25 protein-coding genes are annotated in these 21,000 nt (G+C 47.4%); 3 read left to right on the top strand and 22 right to left on the bottom strand.

What is annotated here, in order from left to right; translation table 11 throughout:
- Positions 1–7 precede the first annotated feature (7 nt).
- The 15 genes from folD to spoIIIAA all read right to left on the bottom strand — a co-directional run bounded on the left by folD (position 8) and on the right by spoIIIAA (position 11,034).
- Positions 8–865 (bottom strand): bifunctional methylenetetrahydrofolate dehydrogenase/methenyltetrahydrofolate cyclohydrolase FolD, encoded by an 858-nt coding sequence (gene folD / locus QP794_RS20410; protein WP_285078643.1) that lies wholly within the window; start codon positions 863–865, stop codon positions 8–10.
- Between the two features lie 90 nt (positions 866–955).
- Positions 956–1,408 (bottom strand): transcription antitermination factor NusB, encoded by a 453-nt coding sequence (gene nusB / locus QP794_RS20405; protein ID WP_024630993.1) that lies wholly within the window; start codon positions 1,406–1,408, stop codon positions 956–958.
- Between the two features lie 195 nt (positions 1,409–1,603).
- The gene (locus tag QP794_RS20400) at positions 1,604–1,837 is read right to left on the bottom strand and encodes a DUF2273 domain-containing protein (protein ID WP_094936964.1); all 234 of its coding nucleotides are present in this window, start codon (positions 1,835–1,837) and stop codon (positions 1,604–1,606) included.
- A 14-nt stretch (positions 1,838–1,851) separates the two neighbouring features.
- On the bottom strand, positions 1,852–2,391 hold the full coding sequence (amaP, locus tag QP794_RS20395; protein WP_285078642.1) for an alkaline shock response membrane anchor protein AmaP: 540 nt from the start codon (positions 2,389–2,391) through the stop codon (positions 1,852–1,854).
- A 147-nt stretch (positions 2,392–2,538) separates the two neighbouring features.
- Entirely contained in the window at positions 2,539–2,949 is a 411-nt protein-coding gene (locus tag QP794_RS20390; RefSeq protein ID WP_024630996.1) for an Asp23/Gls24 family envelope stress response protein, read from the bottom strand.
- A 226-nt stretch (positions 2,950–3,175) separates the two neighbouring features.
- Complete coding sequence (accC, locus tag QP794_RS20385; protein ID WP_285078641.1) at positions 3,176–4,519, bottom strand: acetyl-CoA carboxylase biotin carboxylase subunit; 1,344 nt, start codon at positions 4,517–4,519, stop codon at positions 3,176–3,178.
- A gap of 55 nt (positions 4,520–4,574) precedes the next feature.
- Positions 4,575–5,039: an acetyl-CoA carboxylase biotin carboxyl carrier protein gene (gene accB / locus QP794_RS20380; RefSeq protein ID WP_063565765.1), complete on the bottom strand. Its 465-nt coding sequence runs from the start codon at positions 5,037–5,039 to the stop codon at positions 4,575–4,577.
- 139 nt (positions 5,040–5,178) lie between these two features.
- Positions 5,179–6,018 carry a SpoIIIAH-like family protein gene (locus QP794_RS20375; protein ID WP_285078640.1) on the bottom strand — a complete coding sequence of 280 codons (840 nt, stop codon included), beginning with the start codon at positions 6,016–6,018 and terminating at the stop codon, positions 5,179–5,181.
- A 66-nt stretch (positions 6,019–6,084) separates the two neighbouring features.
- On the bottom strand, positions 6,085–6,723 hold the full coding sequence (gene spoIIIAG / locus QP794_RS20370) for a stage III sporulation protein AG (RefSeq protein WP_285078639.1): 639 nt from the start codon (positions 6,721–6,723) through the stop codon (positions 6,085–6,087).
- A gap of 15 nt (positions 6,724–6,738) precedes the next feature.
- Positions 6,739–7,620, bottom strand: a complete 882-nt coding sequence (gene spoIIIAF / locus QP794_RS20365) for a stage III sporulation protein AF (RefSeq protein WP_285078638.1) — start codon at positions 7,618–7,620, stop codon at positions 6,739–6,741.
- A gap of 31 nt (positions 7,621–7,651) precedes the next feature.
- A complete protein-coding gene (gene spoIIIAE / locus QP794_RS20360; RefSeq protein ID WP_285078637.1) occupies positions 7,652–8,842 on the bottom strand; it encodes a stage III sporulation protein AE in 1,191 nt (396 codons plus the stop codon).
- A 21-nt stretch (positions 8,843–8,863) separates the two neighbouring features.
- The gene (gene spoIIIAD / locus QP794_RS20355) at positions 8,864–9,253 is read right to left on the bottom strand and encodes a stage III sporulation protein AD (RefSeq protein ID WP_017687586.1); all 390 of its coding nucleotides are present in this window, start codon (positions 9,251–9,253) and stop codon (positions 8,864–8,866) included.
- Between the two features lie 32 nt (positions 9,254–9,285).
- Positions 9,286–9,489, bottom strand: coding sequence for a stage III sporulation protein AC (gene spoIIIAC / locus QP794_RS20350; protein WP_017687585.1), 204 nt, complete (start codon positions 9,487–9,489; stop codon positions 9,286–9,288).
- A 29-nt stretch (positions 9,490–9,518) separates the two neighbouring features.
- On the bottom strand, positions 9,519–10,037 hold the full coding sequence (gene spoIIIAB / locus QP794_RS20345; protein WP_285078636.1) for a stage III sporulation protein SpoIIIAB: 519 nt from the start codon (positions 10,035–10,037) through the stop codon (positions 9,519–9,521).
- Positions 10,030–11,034 carry a stage III sporulation protein AA gene (spoIIIAA, locus tag QP794_RS20340; protein WP_024631004.1) on the bottom strand — a complete coding sequence of 335 codons (1,005 nt, stop codon included), beginning with the start codon at positions 11,032–11,034 and terminating at the stop codon, positions 10,030–10,032. Before spoIIIAA ends, spoIIIAB begins: the two co-directional genes overlap by 8 nt.
- 275 nt (positions 11,035–11,309) lie before the next feature.
- On the opposite strand from spoIIIAA, the gene QP794_RS20335 reads away from it, so the two are divergent.
- Positions 11,310–12,059 carry a 2-phosphosulfolactate phosphatase gene (locus QP794_RS20335; protein WP_285078635.1) on the top strand — a complete coding sequence of 250 codons (750 nt, stop codon included), beginning with the start codon at positions 11,310–11,312 and terminating at the stop codon, positions 12,057–12,059.
- Positions 12,060–12,138: 79 nt separating this feature from the next.
- Here the strand turns inward: QP794_RS20335 and QP794_RS20330 are convergent, their stop codons facing one another.
- The 5 genes from QP794_RS20330 to QP794_RS20310 all read right to left on the bottom strand — a co-directional run bounded on the left by QP794_RS20330 (position 12,139) and on the right by QP794_RS20310 (position 16,671).
- Positions 12,139–13,392 carry an aspartate kinase gene (locus QP794_RS20330; protein WP_024631006.1) on the bottom strand — a complete coding sequence of 418 codons (1,254 nt, stop codon included), beginning with the start codon at positions 13,390–13,392 and terminating at the stop codon, positions 12,139–12,141.
- Positions 13,393–13,582: 190 nt separating this feature from the next.
- Positions 13,583–14,140 (bottom strand): elongation factor P, encoded by a 558-nt coding sequence (gene efp / locus QP794_RS20325; RefSeq protein WP_024631007.1) that lies wholly within the window; start codon positions 14,138–14,140, stop codon positions 13,583–13,585.
- 318 nt (positions 14,141–14,458) lie between these two features.
- Positions 14,459–15,532, bottom strand: a complete 1,074-nt coding sequence (locus QP794_RS20320) for a M24 family metallopeptidase (protein ID WP_285078634.1) — start codon at positions 15,530–15,532, stop codon at positions 14,459–14,461.
- 45 nt (positions 15,533–15,577) lie between these two features.
- On the bottom strand, positions 15,578–16,015 hold the full coding sequence (gene aroQ / locus QP794_RS20315) for a type II 3-dehydroquinate dehydratase (protein ID WP_285078633.1): 438 nt from the start codon (positions 16,013–16,015) through the stop codon (positions 15,578–15,580).
- Positions 16,016–16,092: 77 nt separating this feature from the next.
- The gene (locus tag QP794_RS20310; protein WP_079349487.1) at positions 16,093–16,671 is read right to left on the bottom strand and encodes a YqhR family membrane protein; all 579 of its coding nucleotides are present in this window, start codon (positions 16,669–16,671) and stop codon (positions 16,093–16,095) included.
- Between the two features lie 216 nt (positions 16,672–16,887).
- Here QP794_RS20310 and QP794_RS20305 point away from each other — a divergent pair, with 216 nt between their 5' ends.
- Positions 16,888–17,880: a DUF1385 domain-containing protein gene (locus QP794_RS20305; RefSeq protein ID WP_024631011.1), complete on the top strand. Its 993-nt coding sequence runs from the start codon at positions 16,888–16,890 to the stop codon at positions 17,878–17,880.
- Between the two features lie 5 nt (positions 17,881–17,885).
- A complete protein-coding gene (locus QP794_RS20300; protein ID WP_024631012.1) occupies positions 17,886–18,218 on the top strand; it encodes a hypothetical protein in 333 nt (110 codons plus the stop codon).
- 63 nt (positions 18,219–18,281) lie between these two features.
- Here QP794_RS20300 and QP794_RS20295 read toward each other — a convergent pair whose 3' ends face one another.
- Both QP794_RS20295 and QP794_RS20290 read right to left on the bottom strand, forming a co-directional pair.
- Positions 18,282–19,283, bottom strand: a complete 1,002-nt coding sequence (locus QP794_RS20295; RefSeq protein ID WP_285078632.1) for a patatin-like phospholipase family protein — start codon at positions 19,281–19,283, stop codon at positions 18,282–18,284.
- A gap of 84 nt (positions 19,284–19,367) precedes the next feature.
- On the bottom strand, positions 19,368–20,966 hold the full coding sequence (locus QP794_RS20290; RefSeq protein WP_285078631.1) for a family 10 glycosylhydrolase: 1,599 nt from the start codon (positions 20,964–20,966) through the stop codon (positions 19,368–19,370).
- Positions 20,967–21,000 lie beyond the last annotated feature (34 nt).

The raw sequence follows: 21,000 nt of genomic DNA, 5'->3' as shown, positions 1-21,000 counted from the left end.
ATTCGACCTAGGCCAATCCGTGAGCGCGTTTGGCAGCGATCAGTGTATTTTGCATCAACATAGTAATCGTCATTGGACCAACGCCTCCAGGAACGGGTGTAATTGGACCAGATACCGTCTTCACGCTTTCGAAATCCACATCCCCTGCCAGTTTGCCGTTATCCAAGCGGTTCATCCCAACATCAATTACAACCGCACCTGGTTTAACGAAATCGGCATCCACAAAGTTTGCACGTCCAATGGCAACCACAAGAATATCTGCTTGGCGTGTGATCTCTTTCATGTTCGCTGTACGGGAATGACACATGGTTACCGTTGCGTTCTCACGTTGAAGCAGCAAGGATACCGGTTTGCCGACAATGTTGCTGCGTCCGATAACTACAGCATGTTTGCCCGACATTTCGAGACCCGTACGCTTGATCAGCTCGATTACGCCCGCAGGGGTACATGGCAACAGGCTATCATCACCAATGACGAGATTACCCACATTAACCGGGTGGAAGCCGTCCACATCTTTGTCCACGGCGATCGCATCGATAACCGCTTTCTCTTCGATATGTTTCGGTAGTGGGAGCTGAACCAAAATGCCATTAATGGATTCCTGCTTGTTCAGCTTGTCCACCAGAGCGAGCAGTTCCTCTTGGGACGTGCTTGCATCCAGACGATGAACTTCGGAATAGAAACCGAGGTCGTGGCATGCTTTTTCTTTATTACGCACATATACTTGGGATGCCGGATCTTCCCCGACGAGCACAACAGCCAGACCAGGTACTACTCCCTGTTCGCTAAGCTGTTTTACTTCAGTTGTCATGCTTGCGCGGATTTCTTGGGATACTTCTTTACCGTTAATAATAGATGCTGTCACTGTACTCTCTCTCTCCCTTATGTGAACATATGATTTAGAATCGGTACTGAAAACCGGTCTTTTTGAAAACAAACTATAGTTAATTGTAACTTAAGACATTTTTGCTTTGATGGTGTCGACTTCCTGAATCATGCGCCCAAGTACACCATTAACGAATTTACCGGATTCATCTGTACCAAAATATTTGGACAATTCAATCGCTTCATTGACGGATACCTTTGCCGGAATATCATCACGGAACACCATTTCATACGTTGAAAGCCGTAAAATCTGGCGATCTACCCGCGACAGACGACTTATCTGCCAGCCTTTCAAATAATCGACGAGTAAGCCGTCAATCGCTTCTTTATTGTTCCATGCGCCCTGTACCATTTCGGTCACGTAGGTACGCATCACATCTGCATCACGAATAACCACTTCGGTTTCATTGTCTTCAGCGGCTTCATTGATCAACATATTCACGGCTTCAGCTGCGCCCACTTCATTCATTTCCATCTGATACAGACTTTGTACTGCAATTTCCCTTGCCAAACGTCTTTTCATTTCCTGCCTCCTGCAGCGCTCCCTCTGGAGCGTCATCATGCTTATTTTAAAATATAAAATCTTTGATGGAATCAGAGATCTTATTATATTGTTATCCCTTTTCACAAAAAAACCTGCAATCGTTTCCTCCAAAAAACGGGCAACCTAAACTACAGCTCTATTTTCGGAAGAAACATATTGCAGGGTTCAGGTGGCTCACTTAAAGGGACGCCAGCGATCACCGAGCCATTGCCCCCATTCCCTCCAGGGAATGAACGAGCCCAGCTTCGAGTCGCTTCGTCTGCCTAACGTATAACCGATGAACACCAAGAGTGCAAAGAACAACATATCCCAAAAACCGATCCATACATAAAGAAATCCAAAAAAGATGCCGCCGATAATTCCGGTAATTCGGCCTCTATGACTATCCCAAATCTCTCTCCACAGCATCAGTGAAACTCACCTCATTCCACTCGACTCTTGTAGTTAGGCGACTGGGTAACGTTAGCGATATACACGGTGACAAAAGAAACCGGGATACCCGTAATCTCCTGTACATGATCATGTATTGCCTTCTGCAGATCGGATGTCAGCGTCGGGATTGGAGTCTCACCATCCACTACCGCGCGAATCATAATCTCCAGTCCGGATTCATCCACACGAATACGAGCTTTAACATCACGCACTCCCCGGAAACGGGAAGTTGCTTTGAGACAGAGATTTTCAATCGTTTCCATCGAAATCTGTACATCACCATACTCGGTACGCTGATCTACAGACGGCAATGAAGCACGATCACGCCGAACCGAGATGTAGAAAAATCGCAAACTCAGGATAAACAAAATCGCTGCTGCAACAACCGCCGCAACAATAACGTTTTGTTCCTGCTGGTAATTCAATTCGTAAGGCAGCACACCACTGATAAGAAGTATGACTGCTGCCGATATTGCTCCAACGCTTATGCTGTATATAAACAACAGAAGCCGATCCAGTATTTTAGCCACGAACTGCACAGCCTCCCTTGCTCACTAACATGGCTTAACCTGCCCATTGGCAAAAAGTGATCCTCAGGTGCAAGCTTTCGCTTTCTATGAAGACCTGTCCAAGACGGGATAACCCCCGGCAGTGATGCCGGGGGAATCTGTCTTCTTTTATTTTACGCGCTGACTGTTCAGGTCGATTTCTTCTACTTTCTCGGTGCTCTTGAACTGTACGTCATGAATGTGCACGTTCACTTCATTCACATTCAATCCTGTCATGTTCTCAATGGAGCGCTTCACGTTCTGTTGAATTTCGGTAGCCACCTGTGGCAGACGGTACCCATATTCAATAATAACGGAAACATCCACTGCAGCTTCACGCTGACCTACTTCAACCTTAACGCCTTTGGAAAGGTTTTTGCGACCAAGCAATTCAGCAAATCCACCAGCGAATCCGCCACTCATGCCTGCAACACCTTTGACTTCAACTGTAGCCAGCCCAGCGATCACTTCAATAACTTCAGGTGCGATCTGGATTTCACCGATATCCGTTCGTTCAAATTCTGTCGGCAGTGTACTCATAACTGTTCAACACACCTTTCGCGAAATAAGTTTGCGGCCATCCGTCAGGGCGCTGGTATTCAGGCCAAACTGACCTTCAGAACCCTTCCGGTCCGGCTTTACCGGAACTCCTGCAACCTTTATCCGCTTATTACCTACGGCTTATCCTCTGCAGGAGACATGCGCTCTTATTATTACATACTATATCATTTGGGCTACATTATGACAAACAAGCCCAATATACCTTTTAAATCTCATTTTCCTCAAGAAATTTGATATCAAAGTCACCACGAACGAACGTTGGATGCTCCAGCAATTTCTGATGAAAAGGAATCGTAGTGGAAATGCCTTCAATCGCAAATTCAGCCAATGCACGCTTCATCTTCGCGATGGCCTCTTCCCGATTTGCTCCCCACACGATCAATTTGGCAATCATGGAGTCATAGTAAGGAGAGATGGTGTAGCCCGGATAAGCTGCACTATCTACACGTACACCCGGACCTCCTGGTGCAAGGTAGAAACCAATTTTACCTGGTGAAGGCATAAAGTTACGGTCTGGATCTTCTGCGTTGATACGGCATTCAATGGACCAACCGTTGATCACAACATCTTCCTGACGGAAAGAAAGCGGATTGCCTTCAGCTACCGAGATCATTTCGCGGATCAGATCCACACCTGTAACCATCTCTGTTACAGGGTGTTCCACCTGAATACGTGTATTCATTTCCATGAAATAGAATTCACCGTTAGGGCTGAGCAAGAACTCAAGCGTACCTGCTCCAGAGTAATCCACGGCAAGTGCTGCCCGGACTGCGGCTTCTCCCATCGATGTACGCACGTCTTCAGAGATAATTGGACAAGGTGCTTCTTCCACCAGCTTTTGACGTCGACGCTGAACGGAACAATCACGCTCGCCCAGATGCACTGCATTCCCATGTTTGTCTGCAATGATCTGAATCTCTACATGTTTCATGCCTGTCAGGAATTTCTCCAGATACACTCCGGCATTGCCAAAAGCTTTCTGTGCTTCCTGCTGGGCCGCTGTAATCTGCTTGATCAGCGTTTCCTCATCTTCAGCGATACGAATCCCTTTACCTCCGCCACCAGCGGTAGCTTTGATAATGACAGGATATCCAATATCTCTAGCAATCATAATGGCTTCATTCATATTTTCAACCAAACCGTCAGATCCCGGAATTACAGGTACACCTGCATCCTTCATCGTTTGTTTGGCTACAGCCTTATCTCCCATTTTGGTAATAGCTTCCGGAGAAGGGCCGATGAACGTAATATTGCAGGAACCACAGATTTCTGCAAAATCAGCGTTCTCTGCCAGGAATCCGTACCCGGGATGGATCGCATCACAATCCGTCAGTGTAGCTACACTCATCAGGTTGGTGAAGTTTAGATAACTGTCTTTCGAAAGTGTAGGCCCGATACAATACGCTTCATCTGCAAGACGAACATGCAGGGAGTCTTTATCCGCTTCCGAATAGACTGCTACCGTCGAAATGCCGATTTCACGACAGGCACGAATAATACGTACCGCAATTTCACCACGGTTCGCAATCAGTATTTTTTGAAATTTCATTTCGTTTTTGTCCTCCTTCGAAGCTCATGCAGTTGCGTTATTGCGGCTATAACCGTTATTCCGGTTTTACCAGGAACAGGGGTTGTCCATACTCAACCAGCTGTCCGTTCTCAACCAGCACTTCAACGATTTCTCCCTTGATGTCAGCATCAAGCTCGTTCATCAGCTTCATCGCCTCAATGATACATACCGTTGTTTTCTCAACAACTTTATCACCAGCGCTTACAAAAGGACCTGCTTCCGGCGAGGAAGCTCTGTAAAAAGTACCTACCATCGGAGATACGATTTTATGTAAATGACTTGTAGTATCGACTTGCGGAGCAGCCTCAGCTACCACTGCAGCCGGTTGCACCTGTGGTGCAGCAATCATTTGCGGTTGAATAGCAGCTGCCTGCACATACTCGGTTTTACCCGGTTTGCGAATCGACAACCGTGATCCTTCGTTTTCAATTTCCAACTCTTGAACGGAACTTTCATCTACCAGTTTGATCAGTTCTTTGATCTCACTCAATTTAAACATTTCCATTATTCACTCCTTCGGCATCATGCCAGTCTCACTAGGACGGTCATATGGCTTTATGTATTATATCATAATCGATAAAAATGGAAAGAGCCCGAGATCTGATCCAGCTCTCGGGGCTACTTTTCCATGATTTGGATTACTGTTCTGTCACGTATTGCACGCTGATTTTATTTTGGGATACAGCCAGTTCTTTCATCACCAGATCCACAATGGAAACCGCCTGTTTTACATCCAGTTTGTCACTAAGAACAACAACTTTATACTTGTCGGCATCCTCTTGAACGATGGCATTGGCAAACTGCTGCGACAGTGTTTCTTCAATGCCATTGATTTTGGCTTCTTTTTCTTCAAGCGTACGAAGCTGTTCTGTTGCCTTGGCATTTTCCTCTGGCGTTTTGCTCAGATCGCCCGCAACGGTCATGAGTTCCTCATATTTGCGGTTGTTGCTCTCCTCACGCTGCCACTGGTAGTTTTGGAACTGGCTGCTCGCGGACGCCGCCGTATTCTGCTCCTCCATCTCCTTAAGGACGTCCTCATCGGTTTTCGTTGCACTACCGTCTGTTCCGGCATTTGTCTCAGGAGTGGTTGCTGTGCCTTTGTCTGTCCCTTTTTCGCTGCCTTTACCTGCCTCACCTTGTTTCTCTCCCGGTTCCGCAGCCGGTGATTTCTCCGTGTCTCCAGCTTCTTTACCGTCTACAACCGCCGGATTATCAACAGATTCAGTTGCAGCTTGGTCTCCCTCTGTCCCTGTAACTTCACCGCTATTGACCACTTCATTCACAACCAAACCTTCTGTCGGATCAAGGATTCCAGCTGTTTCCTTTGTTTCTCCCTGCTTCATCCCATCCACCTGCGTGCTCTCAGCTACAGGCGCATTAACCGGACCGGAATCTTCAGTGAACAGGTAATAGGCGGACAAAATGACCATCAGACTCAGCATGGATACGAGCCATACCGTTTGACGTTTGTTATTCATTAGAACTTCCTCCTCGAATTGGCTTCATTCTTGTGACGATCAAATCTTGTGATACAGGGTCCCGGACTAATCCTGCTTGCGCGGAACAACCGAAATTCGGTAGGCCGCAACATTCAATCCTTTTTCCACAGCATCTGTAATCAGGTCCTTCACAACCTTGTTCTCTGCACCTCTGGCAACGACAAGCACGCCCCGGATTTGCGGTTTGAGCTTTTTCGTGACAATCGGCGTCTGATCCCCTGATATTTCATACGTAATAATTTCACCATCCCGGGTATACTGCGTCATATGTCGTTTGCCCCCGTTGGCATCCGTTTCTTCGGTGAGCTGCTGCGAATCCTTCACATTACGCTGTACAACAAGCTCTTCAGTAGAATCCACGGTAACCATCACATCAACGGTCCCCACACCTACGATATTTTCCAGCACACCCTTGATCTTGTCCTCGAATGCAACCTCTATCGCCTGAAATGGGTTCTGATCCGTCAGGTCCGTCTGTATAGAAGCCATGGATGTAGTCGGATCTGGAGGCTCGCGACCGATATTTTCGGAATCAATCTTTTTGACATTGACGAAGGAGTTGAACAACATAATTCCCACTCCGATCAAACCAAGGATAATAAGCCAGCGAAAGGATTGACTGCGTCGTTGTCCACCTTCTCCGCCACCAAACCAGCTTTCCATCTTTTTGAGCCATTGCCTCATCGGATACCCTCCTTCTCACAGCGCCGAAGCGCTTTTATTTTCTTTCACCTGTACTTTGTTTGCATCAATATCCCACTTCTCCGTCAATAGCGTAATAATTTGTACTGCACGTTCTGACCGGGAGGCTGTCTGTCCTTGCTGAGGATTTGTCTCTGCCTGTTCACCCGAAACAGGTGTGGAGTCAGCTTCCTGTCCATTTGGCGAATCGCCAGAATTCCCGTTACTCACGCGGCCACTTTCACGATTGCTGCCGCTGTTCACCTCGATCTGTACATCTGGGACCTCAATCTGACCGATCTGGATTGGCTCTTGTACTGGAGTCGATTCAGTGGGTTCAGATTCCAAATCAGAGCCGAGTGACGGTGCTGTACTTGCCACTGCTTCCTGTTGACCTGTGTTGGAACTACCTTTGCCCGTTGTAGTCTCACCTGCCATCTCCACCAAAACATACTGGATCACGGGAAGTTCCACCGAGGATGCCAAATCTGTCTCCGGTTTGGTTGTATCCATGGCGAGCTTTACCTCGACGGACTGAACTCGCTCCCCGGTTGTTTCTTCAATCTGCCCTTTCATTACGTTAGCCAGTTCTTTGGCTGTCCATTGCAGCGACTGTTCCTGTTCATTGGATTGCAGCCGCTTGCCTTGAGCCAAAATCTGTTCAAGTGTTGCACTTCCATCGGACGGCGAATCCATGGCGGTCATCGCTCGCTTAAGCTCACCAACCGGATCACTCTTCAAGAGCTTCGTTATGGGAGATAACAAGGTCAGCAGGATAAGAAGGCTCAGCACAAGCTTGACATAGCGTTCCATGGATCGATTAGGCAACAGCATATCCACGAAAGTCGCCAGCAGAACGATCATAATCAATTCCCGGAGCCAGCTGCTCAGCCACCCCATCCTTCCACCCCCCTTTCTCTTGAGCAGCCCCTCATCTCATCATGACAGTCAGATTGCCTGCGGTTAGCAGGATCGTAATTGCCAGAAAAAACATCAGTCCAACGGCCGCCAGTGCTGCAAATACATAGATCATACTTTTGCCAATTGCCTGCAGACACCCTACAATCGGCGTATCGCCTAGCGGTTGCATGATCGCGCCAGTGATGTTGTAGATCAGGGCTAGTGTCAAAATTTTAAGCGCGGGAAACGCGCATAAAAACAAGATGATGATGACACCCGTCAATCCGATTGCATTTTTCACCAGCAGTGACGCGGTGATCACCGTATCGGTTGCATCCGCAAACGTTCTGCCGACAATGGGGACAAAGTTGCCTGCGATGTACTTCGCCGCTTTCAGACTAACACCATCTGCCACGGAGCCTGATGCACCCTGCACCGAAATGACACCCAGGAACATCGTAAGCAGTATACCGAGCAGAGCCACACTAATGTTTCGTAACAGATCTGCCAGCTGTGTCAGCTTGTATTTGTCGGACAAGGAACTGACGAGATGCAATACTGCCGAGAAGAAGAGCAGCGGGAACACCAGGAGGTGAATCAACGTACCTACCAGATGGATCATGAAAATAATGAGCGGATGGGTCACAGAAACGGTAATGACATTTCCCATTGAAGCCAGCAGCGTAAACAGCAGGGGCACCATTGCCATCATAAAGTTGATCATGCTAGCTATAGCATCCTTGGCGTATCCAATGGCTACACTGAAGCTGTTGATGGCGATGATGATAATGACCATGTAACAGATGGAGTAAGCGATTTTGCTAATGTTGTTTTTCTCAAAAGCGGTTTGCAACGTCTCCAGAATCATGCTTAGCACACTTAGCATCACAATCGTGACCAGAAGTTTGCCATTATATAAAATCTCATGCAGCATGAAGGTTCCTATCGCTATAAACACCGACTTCAGGCTGAACCCTTCATTGCCGGGCATTAACATATCCATAAAGGAAGGTGTTTTTCCTTCCGGGAAAAAACCGCCGTATTGCTGCATGAGTTGATCCCAATATTTTTCCACCTGATCCTTAGGAAGCTGGTCAGCCTGCTGCTGCATCCACTCTCCTGAGGGAGAACCAGCGGCAACCTGTCCTATGATCGCAAACAGAAAACACAGCGTCAGCACGAAGGTAAGGCGCCACTGCGGCTTGTAATGCATCATTTTCATATGAAGTCCGCACGCCTCCCTCTACACCGGCATCAGCTTCATGACGGTTTCGATAATAATGCTGATGATCGGTATGGCGAGTACAAGGATCAGCACCTTGCCAGCAAGTTCAATTTTGGAAGCAATGCTCTCCTGGCCTGCATCCCTGACAATCTGTGCCCCGAATTCAGCAATGTACGCTATACCTATAATTTTCAGTACGGTTTTCAGATAAATGCTCTCCATGCCTGAATTCTCGGCAAGCCGTTTCAACACTTCGATTACCGCGCCAATCTTGCCAATCAGCAGCATGAAGATCACAATGCCAGTCGCGGCAGCAATCAGAAAAGCGAACATGGGCTTCTGTTCTTTGATAACTAAAATGAGCACCGTTGCGATGAGCGCCAGACCTACAACTTGGATAATTTCCACAGGTCACCACCATCCCGGCTTCATGACCGTTCTCATTGAAAAAGAAATATCGATTTGATCTCTTGCAGCAGGCTGTCCAGCATACGGACCACCATGAACAATACAACGACAAATCCGATCACGGTCACCCAGTGAGCCATATCTTCCTTTCCCATTTGTTTCAGCACCGTATGAATCATCGCAATGATGATTCCGATGCCCGCAATTTGAAAGATTGCGTTCACTTCTAAATTCATGACCTTGGCACCTCACTATCCCGGCTATTTCAGAAGATCAGAATGACGATTAACGCTCCGACAAGCATCCCGAGACTGCGGCACATTCGTTCATATTTCATTTGATCGGCTTGGGCACGGGATTCCTCATGCATGAGTTGCTGAATGGCTAACGAGATGTGCTTGGTCTGATCCTGACGATCACTGGTGCCAAGGCTGAAGCTCAATTGCAGCATGACCTCCCGCTCGTCTGCCTTCATGGCTGATCTTCCCCACGACTCTTCTATCCCAGACTGCAGACTCTCGAGAGCAGTGTGACCATGGGGAGGTTCCATCTGCCTGGCTGCGTGGAGGAACAGCGTTCGAACAGGTTCTTTCGTTTGGGCTCCCATTTTCCCCATTGCATCAGGCAACGGGGTCAGCCCGTAGTTAATCTCGGTCATCAGCCGCTGGAGAGCGGCGATTAATTCTCGCAGTTGTCTGGGCCTCAAGGCATACTGCCTTGCCTTGTAGAATCCGGCGAGCGTACTGGCCAGCAGAATGATGACGGCACCGAGCATGTTAAGCAAATGCCTCACCTCCCACTTCTGTCTGCTGGAGGCCACGCATTTTACCATCGGCCAATCGAAAGGTCATGCCCCGGCTCGTCCGCTGCAGCTGTACATAGCGCTGAAACATCTGCTCGACGATCAGGGTTCTCAGCGCAGGTCTGGAAGAAAGCTCGGCCAAGTCACGACCATGTGCAGTAGCAATGACAGATACGCCAGCATGGAGTGCCTCCATCACTGCCTCCGCATCTTCAGGACGGCCTATCTCGTCCACAATCAGGACATCGGGAGACATGGAGCGAAGCATCATCATCATGCCTTCTGCCTTTGGACAACCGTCCATGACATCGGTGCGGGGTCCCACGTCAAATCCCGGTACGCCCTTGTAACTACCAGCGATTTCAGATCGCTCATCAACGATGCCAACCTTTAAACGCGGACGTATACCCTGAACTAGCTCATTGACACCCGTAAGTTTGGTTCCACTGCTAATCTGTCTTGCCAAATCCCGCAGTAATGTGGTCTTGCCTTGCTGTGGGGGAGAAAGAATTAAGGTGTGCATGACCTGTCCACTCTTCATGTCCAGCAAATAAGGCAGAATGCGATCAGCGACTCCGTGAATCTCTCGGGCAACCCTGACATTGAATCCATTGATATCACGCAAGTATTCCACGCGACCGCCACTTAGCACTGTCCGGCCAGCCAGACCGATTCGATGCCCGCCAGGAATGGTGATGAATCCTTTACGCAGCTCCTCTTCCAATGTATAAAGCGAATGATTGCTGATCAGATCCAGCAGCCTGTGTGTTACCTCTTTTAAGGGAATATAGGCTTCATCAGGCTTCGAAGTCGGACTGCCCTGGGGTGTGAGGAAGTGGTAGGTATCTCCTGCATTGATTTCCAGTGGTCTTCCTTCACGGATACGTACTTCCTCCACTTTATCTAATAAAGCGGGCGGCATTCTTCCCAGAATGGTTCGAATCGGTTCCGGAAAGATATCCTTCCAGTTCACCATCATGAATAGGCCCCTCCAACCTTGATTTCGGTTTTGTAGCGTTCCTGGTGCTTGTTCATATCTCAAGTTTATGTGTGTACATTGATTTTATGACGCTGAAATCTATCATTTTCTTCAAAATAGCGATGAGAGTTAAAAATCATAGATCAGCCTGCTGTTCTAAATCTAGGCACCCGTCTAGATCCAATTGCATATAGTGCTTGCAGACAGGTGATATTCATTCCGGGATAAAAAAGGACAGAACCACCTACCCCAAGTACAGAAAGGAGTTGTGGGGAGTGAGAGTTGATGTGGTAGGCAATGTGAATGAAGTTCGCAGAATGGATATTGCAGGACGATGTGTGGTTGTAATTGATGTGTTGCGAACGACCAGTACGATTGTTACAGCACTGGCATATGATGCGGCGGATGTGATTGCTGTAGAGACGGTTCCTCAAGCGAAACAATTGAACGTGAAGGATGCCATTCGTGGCGGGGAACGTTTTGATAAAAAAATTTCAGGATTCGAGGCGGGCAATTCCCCCTATGAATATATGACGCCGAGTATTGTGGGCAAAACCATTATTCTGACTACTACAGATGGTACACGCGCCCTCATCAAAGCATCCAAGGCCAAGCATGTGCTTGCAGGCTCATTTCTCAATGTGAAGGCTGTAGCGGCTGTTCTGTGCGAGCTGCGCAGGGATATCCTATTGTTATGTGCCGGGGATCAGGATGAGTTTGCAATGGAAGATGGCCTGTGTGCAGGCAGCATTATTGAAGAATTGTACCGGCAATCCCCATTTCCCATCATGCTCAACGATCTGGGCCTGGTGCTTCATCAGGCTGCAACCCATGCCGAAGACAAATTGCCAGATCTGGTTCGAGTATCCTCTGGTGGCCGAAGGCTGGAGAGGCTGGGCAGAATGCATGACGTAACGTATTGCACCCAATTGAACTTGCTGGACTGCGTCCCAGAGATGGGTGAAGGGAACCGGATGCAACCATTCCGAGGAACACGTAAGGAAAGAATGTTTAAATTGTTGTGAACAACCTAAAAAGGTGTACTGCTTCCCGGATGGGAATACACAGTACACCTTTGTTGTATCTTTACAGCTATATCGGTTTTTATCTACGAACTTGCGGTCCGCCAATCACGGCTTGTTCTGCCGTATCCAGATCATACGCTGTGTGTAGGGCCTTAATTACATCATGAAGCTTCTCTCCGTCAATAACACAGGATACTTTGATCTCGGAAGTGCTAACCATCTTGATGCTCACACCTTCGCCCGAGATGACTTGGAACATCTTCGCAGCAACACCCGGATGGCTAACCATTCCTGCACCGACGATCGAGACCTTAACAAGGTTTTCTTCCGAAGTGACTTCACGGTAAGGCAGGCGGCTGTGAAGAGCCTCAATGACACGCAATGCGTTCTCACGATCGGACAGTGCAACAGAGAACGAGAAGTCTGCCTTGCCGTCCATCACACCGCTCTGTACGATAATGTCAACATCCAGCTGTTCAGATGCCAGGGCACCAAATACCTCAGCGAGAACCCCCGGTACGTCTGGTACACCCAGAATACTGATGCGAGCCACGTTTTTGTCATAGGCAATTCCACTAACTACCACGCCTTGTTCCATTGTTGCTTCCTCCTTCACAACCGTTCCTTCATTATGGTTAAAGCTGGATCTTACAATCAAAGGCACACCCGAATGCTTCGCGTATTCAACTGCACGCGGATGCAATACCGCTGCTCCCAGATTGGCCAGTTCCAGCATTTCGTCGTACGATATTTCCTTGAGCTTGCGTGCAACCTTTACAATTCGCGGATCGGTAGAATAGATACCGTCTACATCCGTGTAAATCTCGCAAGCGTCCGCCTTGATGGCTGCTGCCAAGGCTACTGCCGTTGTATCAGATCCGCCGCGACCAAGCGTCGTAATCTCGCCGTCTTCCGTCATGCCCTGGAAGCCTGCAACGATAACGATGTTGCCTTCTGCCAGCGCCTGATTCACTCGTTCCGGATGAATATCGTTAATCCGTGCTTTGCCGTGTACCGGCTCCGTCCGGAATCCCGCTTGCCAGCCTGTAAATGAAATGGCTTTGCGTCCCAGCGCCTGAATTGCCATGGATAACAATGAAATCGAGATCTGTTCTCCCGTAGTCAACAGCATATCCATCTCACGTGCAGGCAGTTCACTGTTCAGCTGTTTCGCCTGATCAATCAGATCATCCGTGGTATCCCCCATGGCCGAAACCACGACTACACACTGATGTCCTTCATCCGCTTTTTCTACAACACGTCCGGCTACACGCTTCATGCGTTCTGTATCTCCGACCGAGCTGCCCCCAAATTTCATGACGTACAATGACAACGCAAATCCACTCCCTACCTTGTGCAGTATGCATAATTGATGTCCATCGTCATTATTCTCTCCGAAAAATGACTTTAACCCAGTATATTACGAAAGCGTCTGATAGGCTAATCTTTTTTCGAAAAAACCCTTTGCCGGAGAAAAGGCAAAGGGTTGAATTCATGCTTTATTTTGCTTAACCAAGTGAACGTTACGCTCGGGAAGAGTATTTACCTTCACGCGTATCGATCAGCAGAACATCGCCTTCGTTGATGAACAAAGGTACTTGTACATTCAGGCCTGTTTCCACTTTAGCATTTTTGGTAGCGCCTTGTGCAGTGTTGCCTTTTACGCTTGGCTCTGTTTCAATAACTTTCAACTCTACGCTTGTAGGCAAGTCGATACCGAGGATTTCACCTTGGTAGCTAACGATTTTTACGTTCATGTTTTCTTTGAGGAAGTTCAATTCCCACTCCAGTTGGTCGCTTGTCAGTGTAAACTGATCATATGTTTCGTTGTCCATGAACGTGTGCTCTGTACCGCTAGCGTACAGGTAGGATACGCCACGGTTTTCAATGATCGCACGGCCAATGGTTTCGCCCGCACGGAATGTTTTCTCAACAGTGTTACCATTGCGCAGGTTTTTCAGTTTGGAACGTACGAAAGCCGCACCCTTACCTGGTTTAACATGTTGGAAATCAAGTACGGTATAGATGTCGTTGTCCACTTGGACAGTCAAGCCTGTTTTAAAATCGTTTACTGAAATCACAAAAAATCCCTCCTGATATGGTTGAAAAGTAGGTGATATGAGACGATGGGTTAATTTATAGATGGATTCATACTATACACCTGGTAATCGTGTGCGACGTGACCGTTTCGGGATCGGATCGTTCCTCCGATCGCTGTTGTCTCCTCATTTTCCCGATTAGATTTTGATAAGGTTTAAAATGAGGAGACAAAGGCGAGCGCTTCGCTTCTTCAGAATCGATTCCGCTCCCTTCACTACGCTTACGCTTGTCTGGGTTAGTAGTGAATACCCCAAATACCTATAAATTAAAAATCGTCTTATATCACCAGTGGCTGTAAATTAGCCGATTACGGTGAACTTCTTGTCCGAATTCGTCAAAATGTGAATACCTGTCTCGGTAATCACCACGTCATCCTCAATACGCACGCCGCCAAGACCGTCAATGTAGATACCCGGCTCAACGGTTACAACCATGCCCGGTTTCAATACATCGTCGCTAAGCTTGGACAAACGGGGAGCCTCATGGACTTCCATACCCAGACCGTGGCCCGTGCTGTGTCCGAATTGCTCTCCATATCCGTGCCCTGCAATAATATCACGTGCCAATGCATCTGCTTCCCGTCCGGTCATACCCGGTTTCAGGTTCGCCAGCGTATGTAACTGGGCTTCCAGTACGATATCGTAAATTTTACGCAGTTCAGGTACAGGCGTGCCAGTTGCGATGGTACGTGTCAGATCTGAACAGTATCCATCCAAAAGCGCACCGAAGTCAAATGTAATTAACTCATTTTGTCCGATGACTTTGCCACTTGCTACACCGTGAGGCATAGCAGAACGTTCACCCGATGCAACGATGGTGTCGAACGAAGAGGAAGTTGCTCCATGTTTGCGCATGAAAAACTCCATCTCCAAATCCACTTCACGTTCAGTCATACCCGGTTTTGCGAATTGCAAAACGTGACTGAATGTTGCATCTGCCAGATCCGCAGCTCTTTGCATTACAGCGATCTCATCTTCGTCCTTGAACATGCGAAGTTGCTCCACGATACTGGATACAGCTTTCAATTCAATAGACTGAAGCGCTTCAGCATAAGCAGTATGCGTGCCATAGGTGACATGATCCTGCTCAAAGCCAACCTGCTTGATATTCGCCGATGCTAGCAAATCGCGAACGGATTCCAACGGTTTCGGTCCATGTTCAACAACGGTAAATCCTTTGGCTTGTTGCGGGGCCTGTGTCATATAACGGAAGTCGGTAAGCAAATAGGCTTCCTGTTCCGTGATCAGCACATATCCCGCTGAGCCTGTAAAACCCGTCATATAACGACGGTTAATCGGATTTGTAATCAGCATAGCCGTGAGTTCATGTTCATGCATGGCCTCACGTAACTTATTTACTCGTTTGTTTTCCATCGGTAACCCTTCTTTCTCTCACATTCCCGGGTCCCCGGCTCAGGTTTACTTGTCCAGATGACGTACGAGAGCCAGCAATCCCAGTTCGTAGCTTACTTCGCCAAATCCGGCAATCTGCCCGATTGTTTCTGCAGCAATTACTGAATGATGTCTGAACGCTTCGCGTGCATGAATGTTGGATAGATGTACTTCTACTGTAGGAACTTTTACGGCATTGATGGCATCACGCACAGCATAGCTGTAATGGGTCAGCGCTCCGGCATTCAGCATGATTCCGTCTGCATCGCCCATCGCTGCATGAATACGATCAATGATGTCCCCTTCGTGATTGGATTGATAAAAAGTGATGGAGACGCCCAGCTCCTCTGCCTGTCTGCGAATTTTGTCCTCAATATCCTTCAGACTAAGCGTTCCATAGATGCCAGGTTCACGTACGCCGAGCATGTTCAGGTTCGGGCCATTGATTACAACAATCCGTTTCATAGCTACTCCACCCTTTCTGCAAATAACCATCTGCTATTTTAACACAGCCATTGCCGGATTGAGAAGCTTTTTTGCGGCTATGCTCCCGCTTGCTCTGGCTCACGTTTCCGTTCATCCGTGAACTCCATGGCTACGGTGTACCCGATAAACAGTCCCCACAGCAAGAAGAAACAAAATTCTGTAATGATGGAATCCCAGGTTAAGCGGTTTAAGGGCTTTACCATATCCAGTTTTGGACCTACCAGGACAAAGATAATCAGCCACCAAACAATGCCGTAGATCATACCTGGAATCGGGCCTTTGAATTTTTTTAAAGTGAACGTGTAGATCAGAGATGCGATAAGAGAAAAGACAATAAAAAACAACCAGCCAGTCAAATGTCCTGCTGCAGTATATATAAAATTGTGTTTAAAAAACGGTTCAGCCAAAAATCCTAAAGGTACAATCGTAAAATGAAGCAGATAAGACAGCCAATGCAAACCTCCCCAGATAAAACCTGCGAAAAAACCAAGCTCCACTGCAAAAGGTAACGGCTTGGTAAGATAATGCGCTTGGCCTTGCCGCTGGGTAGGACGCTTGCCCCGGTCCTTTGGCTCTCCTTTGTCAGCACGTTGATTTTCCTTATGTGATGTGCGTTCACCGGTATACTCTGTCATCGATATTCTCCTTCACAATCAGTTTGCAAAACCTGCGGTTAAATCTCCAATTTTGTCCTAACTCTACCGGGTAGTATGTACAAATCAGGACAAAGTTAACAACATCGCCCTTGGATCGACTCGCAAACTAGAAATTGCTCTCAAAATTCGATACAATAGGGATATTAAACTGCCTTCGACCATGAAGGCCTAGAACAGAATAGGAAGGTGAATAATTTGCCTCAACAATCCAAGCCTGTCAGCTACGGGGGGCAAGCTGTCATTGAGGGCGTAATGTTCGGCGGTAAACATGTCAACGTTACAGCTGTGCGAAGAAAAGACGGCGAAATTACGTATCTGGAAGTTCCCAAGCAAGACAAGTCCTGGGTCATGAAATTGCGGCGGATTCCACTACTGCGCGGAATTGTCAGCATTATAGATTCGAGCGTCAAAGGAAGCAAACATCTCAATTATTCTGCTGACGCATATGCTGATGATGAACTGGAACCTGAAGAAAAAGCAAAGCAAAAAGAAAAAGAAGGCTCAGGTTGGAGCCTAAGCATGATTATCGGCGTCACCGCAGTAGCTATCCTTTCGTTTCTCTTTGGTAAAATTGTGCTCACATTGTTGCCGGTTGTAATTGAGAATTTTCTGTTCAAAAATGCATTCGACAATCAGTTTCTGCATAATTTACTGGAAGGCGGAATTAAGCTGATCCTGTTGCTTGCCTATCTGTGGCTGATTTCCCAGACACCGATGATTAAACGTTTGTTCCAATACCATGGTGCAGAACATAAAGTCATTAGTGCTCACGAAGCCGGAGAAGAGCTTACGCCAGAAAATGTGCAAAAGTATAGCCGTCTGCATTATCGTTGCGGAAGCAGTTTTATTATGCTGACTGTCATTATCGGCGTATTTTTGTACTCGCTCTTCACATACGATAATCTCTGGGAACGTATGGGACAGCGGCTGCTGTTGTTACCCGTTGTGCTCGGTATTTCGTTCGAATTGTTGAAATTGACCAATTCGGTTCGTGATATCCCTGTACTGCGTTATCTCGGATACCCGGGACTATGGCTGCAATTGCTGACAACCAAAGAGCCGACTAATGAACAGGTAGAAGTATCCATCGCTTCATTTAACCGTATGCGTGAACTGGATGCCAAGCTTGCAAACGTATCGGCAACATCGGAAGTTCCTGTTGCAACATTTGATCCTGTGAAAGGGTGAATGATATGAAAAGGCAGGCCATCATTTTTTGGACGCTCATTGCACTCGCTGCTATTGGAATTTTGAATTGGCTGTTGAGTGGAGGTATATCTCGAATTGTGATACCCCTGATCGTATTCGGGGTTGTGTTCCTGCTCTATAAGTATCCGCCCCGGCGTTGGGCAAGCAAAGCATCATCACCGAAGATCAAACCATCAGCTAAAACCATGGCTAAAGTTAACGCGCAGTCTGGTGCCCGGAAAAGCAGCTCATCTTCCAAAAAACGCAAGGATTATCCTTTCCAGGTTATCCAGGGACAAAAGGGTAAAAGCGATGAGGACGTACCCAAGTATCATTAAAGAACTATTTCGACTAAACACAGAAAAGCAATTCTCCCAACATGCGGAGAATTGCTTTTTCTTTTATACAGGAGTCAGTGGTGGTATCTCCGCTTCTTTCTTTCTTAGCTCTCGTCTCTGTTTGTCCAGCTGGTCACCATAGTTCTTGGTGTTCCATCCACTGAAAAATTCAGTCCCGGCGTTAACCCCAGATTGATATAAAGCTGTACTGTCCTGTACAGAAAGGTTAAACTCCGTAGGTTTAATTCCAAGGGTAGGGATTTTCACCGTACGGAATCGATTGATCTGTTCGATATATCGTTCGTCGTGAGCAGTAAGCATCGTTTCTACCAAAGCTTGAAGCATACTTAGGGGACCCCTTATTCTAGCCGGTTCTCCTTCGGTTTTACCAACCATTTTAAAACCAACTACAGGTATGATTTCTCCTCCACGCTCTGTACGCTCCCCATCAAACAGCCAGAGCGGAAAATTGCTCAGTAATGCTCCATCGACGATATAAACAAACTGGTCCGCAAAACGTAAACCCTTAGACAGGATAGGGGATCTGCGAATGGCTACCGGGTCGAAGAAATAGGGGATACTGCAACTCATGCGTACGGCCTTGGCTACCTCCAGTTTCGAAGGATCTATTCCGAATCGTTTAATATCATCCGGCAGCACCAAAATGGTACCATTCGAGATGTCGGATGCAATAATTAATAACTTTCCTGAAGGCAGATCAGCAAACGTCCGAACCCCCTTTTTTTTCAGCATATCCCGAATCCAGCATTCCAGCGCTTCCCCAGAATATAGCCCCTTCTTCAAAAACAGCCTTGCTGCGGGGCCGATCCACTTGGTATCAAATATGGGAGAACGTCGCAGCAACGAAGCGAACGGCGTATTCTCGATAATGCCTTTCATCTCTTCCGCCGAATAGCCCGCGGCTAGCAAAGCAGCTACGATAGAACCCGATGACGTGCCCGCTACGCGATTGAACTCAACACCATGATCCTCTGCACCCTTTACAGCGCCGGCGAGTGAAATCCCCTTTACGCCGCCGCCTTCAAAAACTCCATTAATCAACACAATAAAACCCCCGTTCTCCAGGCAGTCCATGCTACTACTGCCACTGTATGAGAACAGGGGTTGGTCTTATTACGTTAAAATGTTTTACAGTCCATAATAGGCTTTTAATTTGGCAATCAAGCCAAGTGGGTTTTTCGTCAGATACTGTGAACTAAAGAAAATATCCCCTTTCACCGTATCATATTTCTCATTATATATAAGCTGATCAATAATTTCCTGTGATGTCTGCCACCCGATTTCCGGTGTGCCCAGCTTGTAAGGTGAGTGTCCAATGTACAATTTCACATCGGTATTTGCCACTTCATTGGCCCACCAGTCTACCACCTTATCATATCGTGCTGCACTGAGTGTCATGCTCCAGTACACTTGGGGTGCAACATAGTCGATCCACTCCTGCTTGATCCATGTCCGTACATCCGCATTCATGCTGTCATAAGCGGTTACTCCGGCTTTTGTATCCGAACCGGTCATATCAACCGATTTGTTACGCCACACACCAAATGGGCTAATGCCATATTGTACGCCAGCTTTTACTTTGTGGATGCTCTCTCCAAGCTGCTTGACAAATTGATTAATGTTGTCCCGGCGCCATTCCGCACGGTCACTTGTATTCAATGTGTTGTATGCTTTGAAAGCCGCATCATCATTAAATGTTACATTGGAAGGATAGAAATAATCATCCAAATGTACGCCATCAACATCGTACTGATTGACTACTTCCATGATGGTATCAATAATATGCTGTCTCGCTTCGGGAATACCCGGGTTAATATACAATTTACCTGAAGCATTAACCATCCAGTCCGGGTGAAGCTTGGATACATGATTGACTGCGAGCCCGGTTGTACTTGCCGAATTGGTAGCCCGGAAAGGGTTGAACCAGGCATGGAACTCAAGGCCACGTTTGTGAGCTTCCTCAACCATGAATGCAAGTGGATCATAACCGGGGTCTTTCCCCTGTGTTCCTGTCAATACACTATTCCAGGGTACAAGACCTGATGGATAGATCGCATCCCCATTGGCCCGCACCTGAACAAATACGGCGTTGATTCCCATATCCTTCAACGTATCTAGCTGCTGAATGAACTCCAACTTTTGTTTCTCCACGTTTCCTTTGGCTCCAGATGAAGGCCAGTCTCCATTTACGGTCGAGATCCATGCTCCCCGCATCTCATCCGTACTTGGCGTAGTTCCCGTTCCACCAGGTTCTGCTGGTGTGACTGGATTAGGGTTAGGAGCATTGCCTGTGGTCAAATCAATGGTCTGCGCAGATTGGTTCCAGGTAACCTGGATTCCAAGGTTCTCACTGACAAATCGAATCGGTACCATTACACGGCCCTGCTTCAATTCTACCGAGGCATCAAGATCAACCACGGCCCCATCTACTGTTGCCTGCTGGCGTCCACTCGTCATCGTAATGACAGAATCGGACTTCTTGATAGTGACGGTGCGCGTAGCCTGTGACCATAGAACAGAAGCACCCAGACCTTCGCTAATGACACGCAGAGGAACCATCGTTACATTTACTTTGGGCAAAATGTAAGGCGATACATCCGATTCCAATCGTTGACCATCCAAATAAATGATAATTCCCTTTTGACTAGCTGCCTGCGCTGTTAGTCCTGCAGTTTGTAAACCCAGAACAAAAATGAGCAGCAGGATCAATCCTTTTCGAAGCTTCATCAGTGCAATCCTCCAAAATAATTATAAATTCGCG

The sequence above is a fragment of the Paenibacillus sp. UMB7766-LJ446 genome, from assembly GCF_030226665.1.
Lineage (GTDB): Bacteria > Bacillota > Bacilli > Paenibacillales > Paenibacillaceae > Paenibacillus > Paenibacillus vandeheii.
Note: the sequence above shows the minus strand (reverse complement) of the source record. Positions and strands in the feature narration are given on the sequence as shown.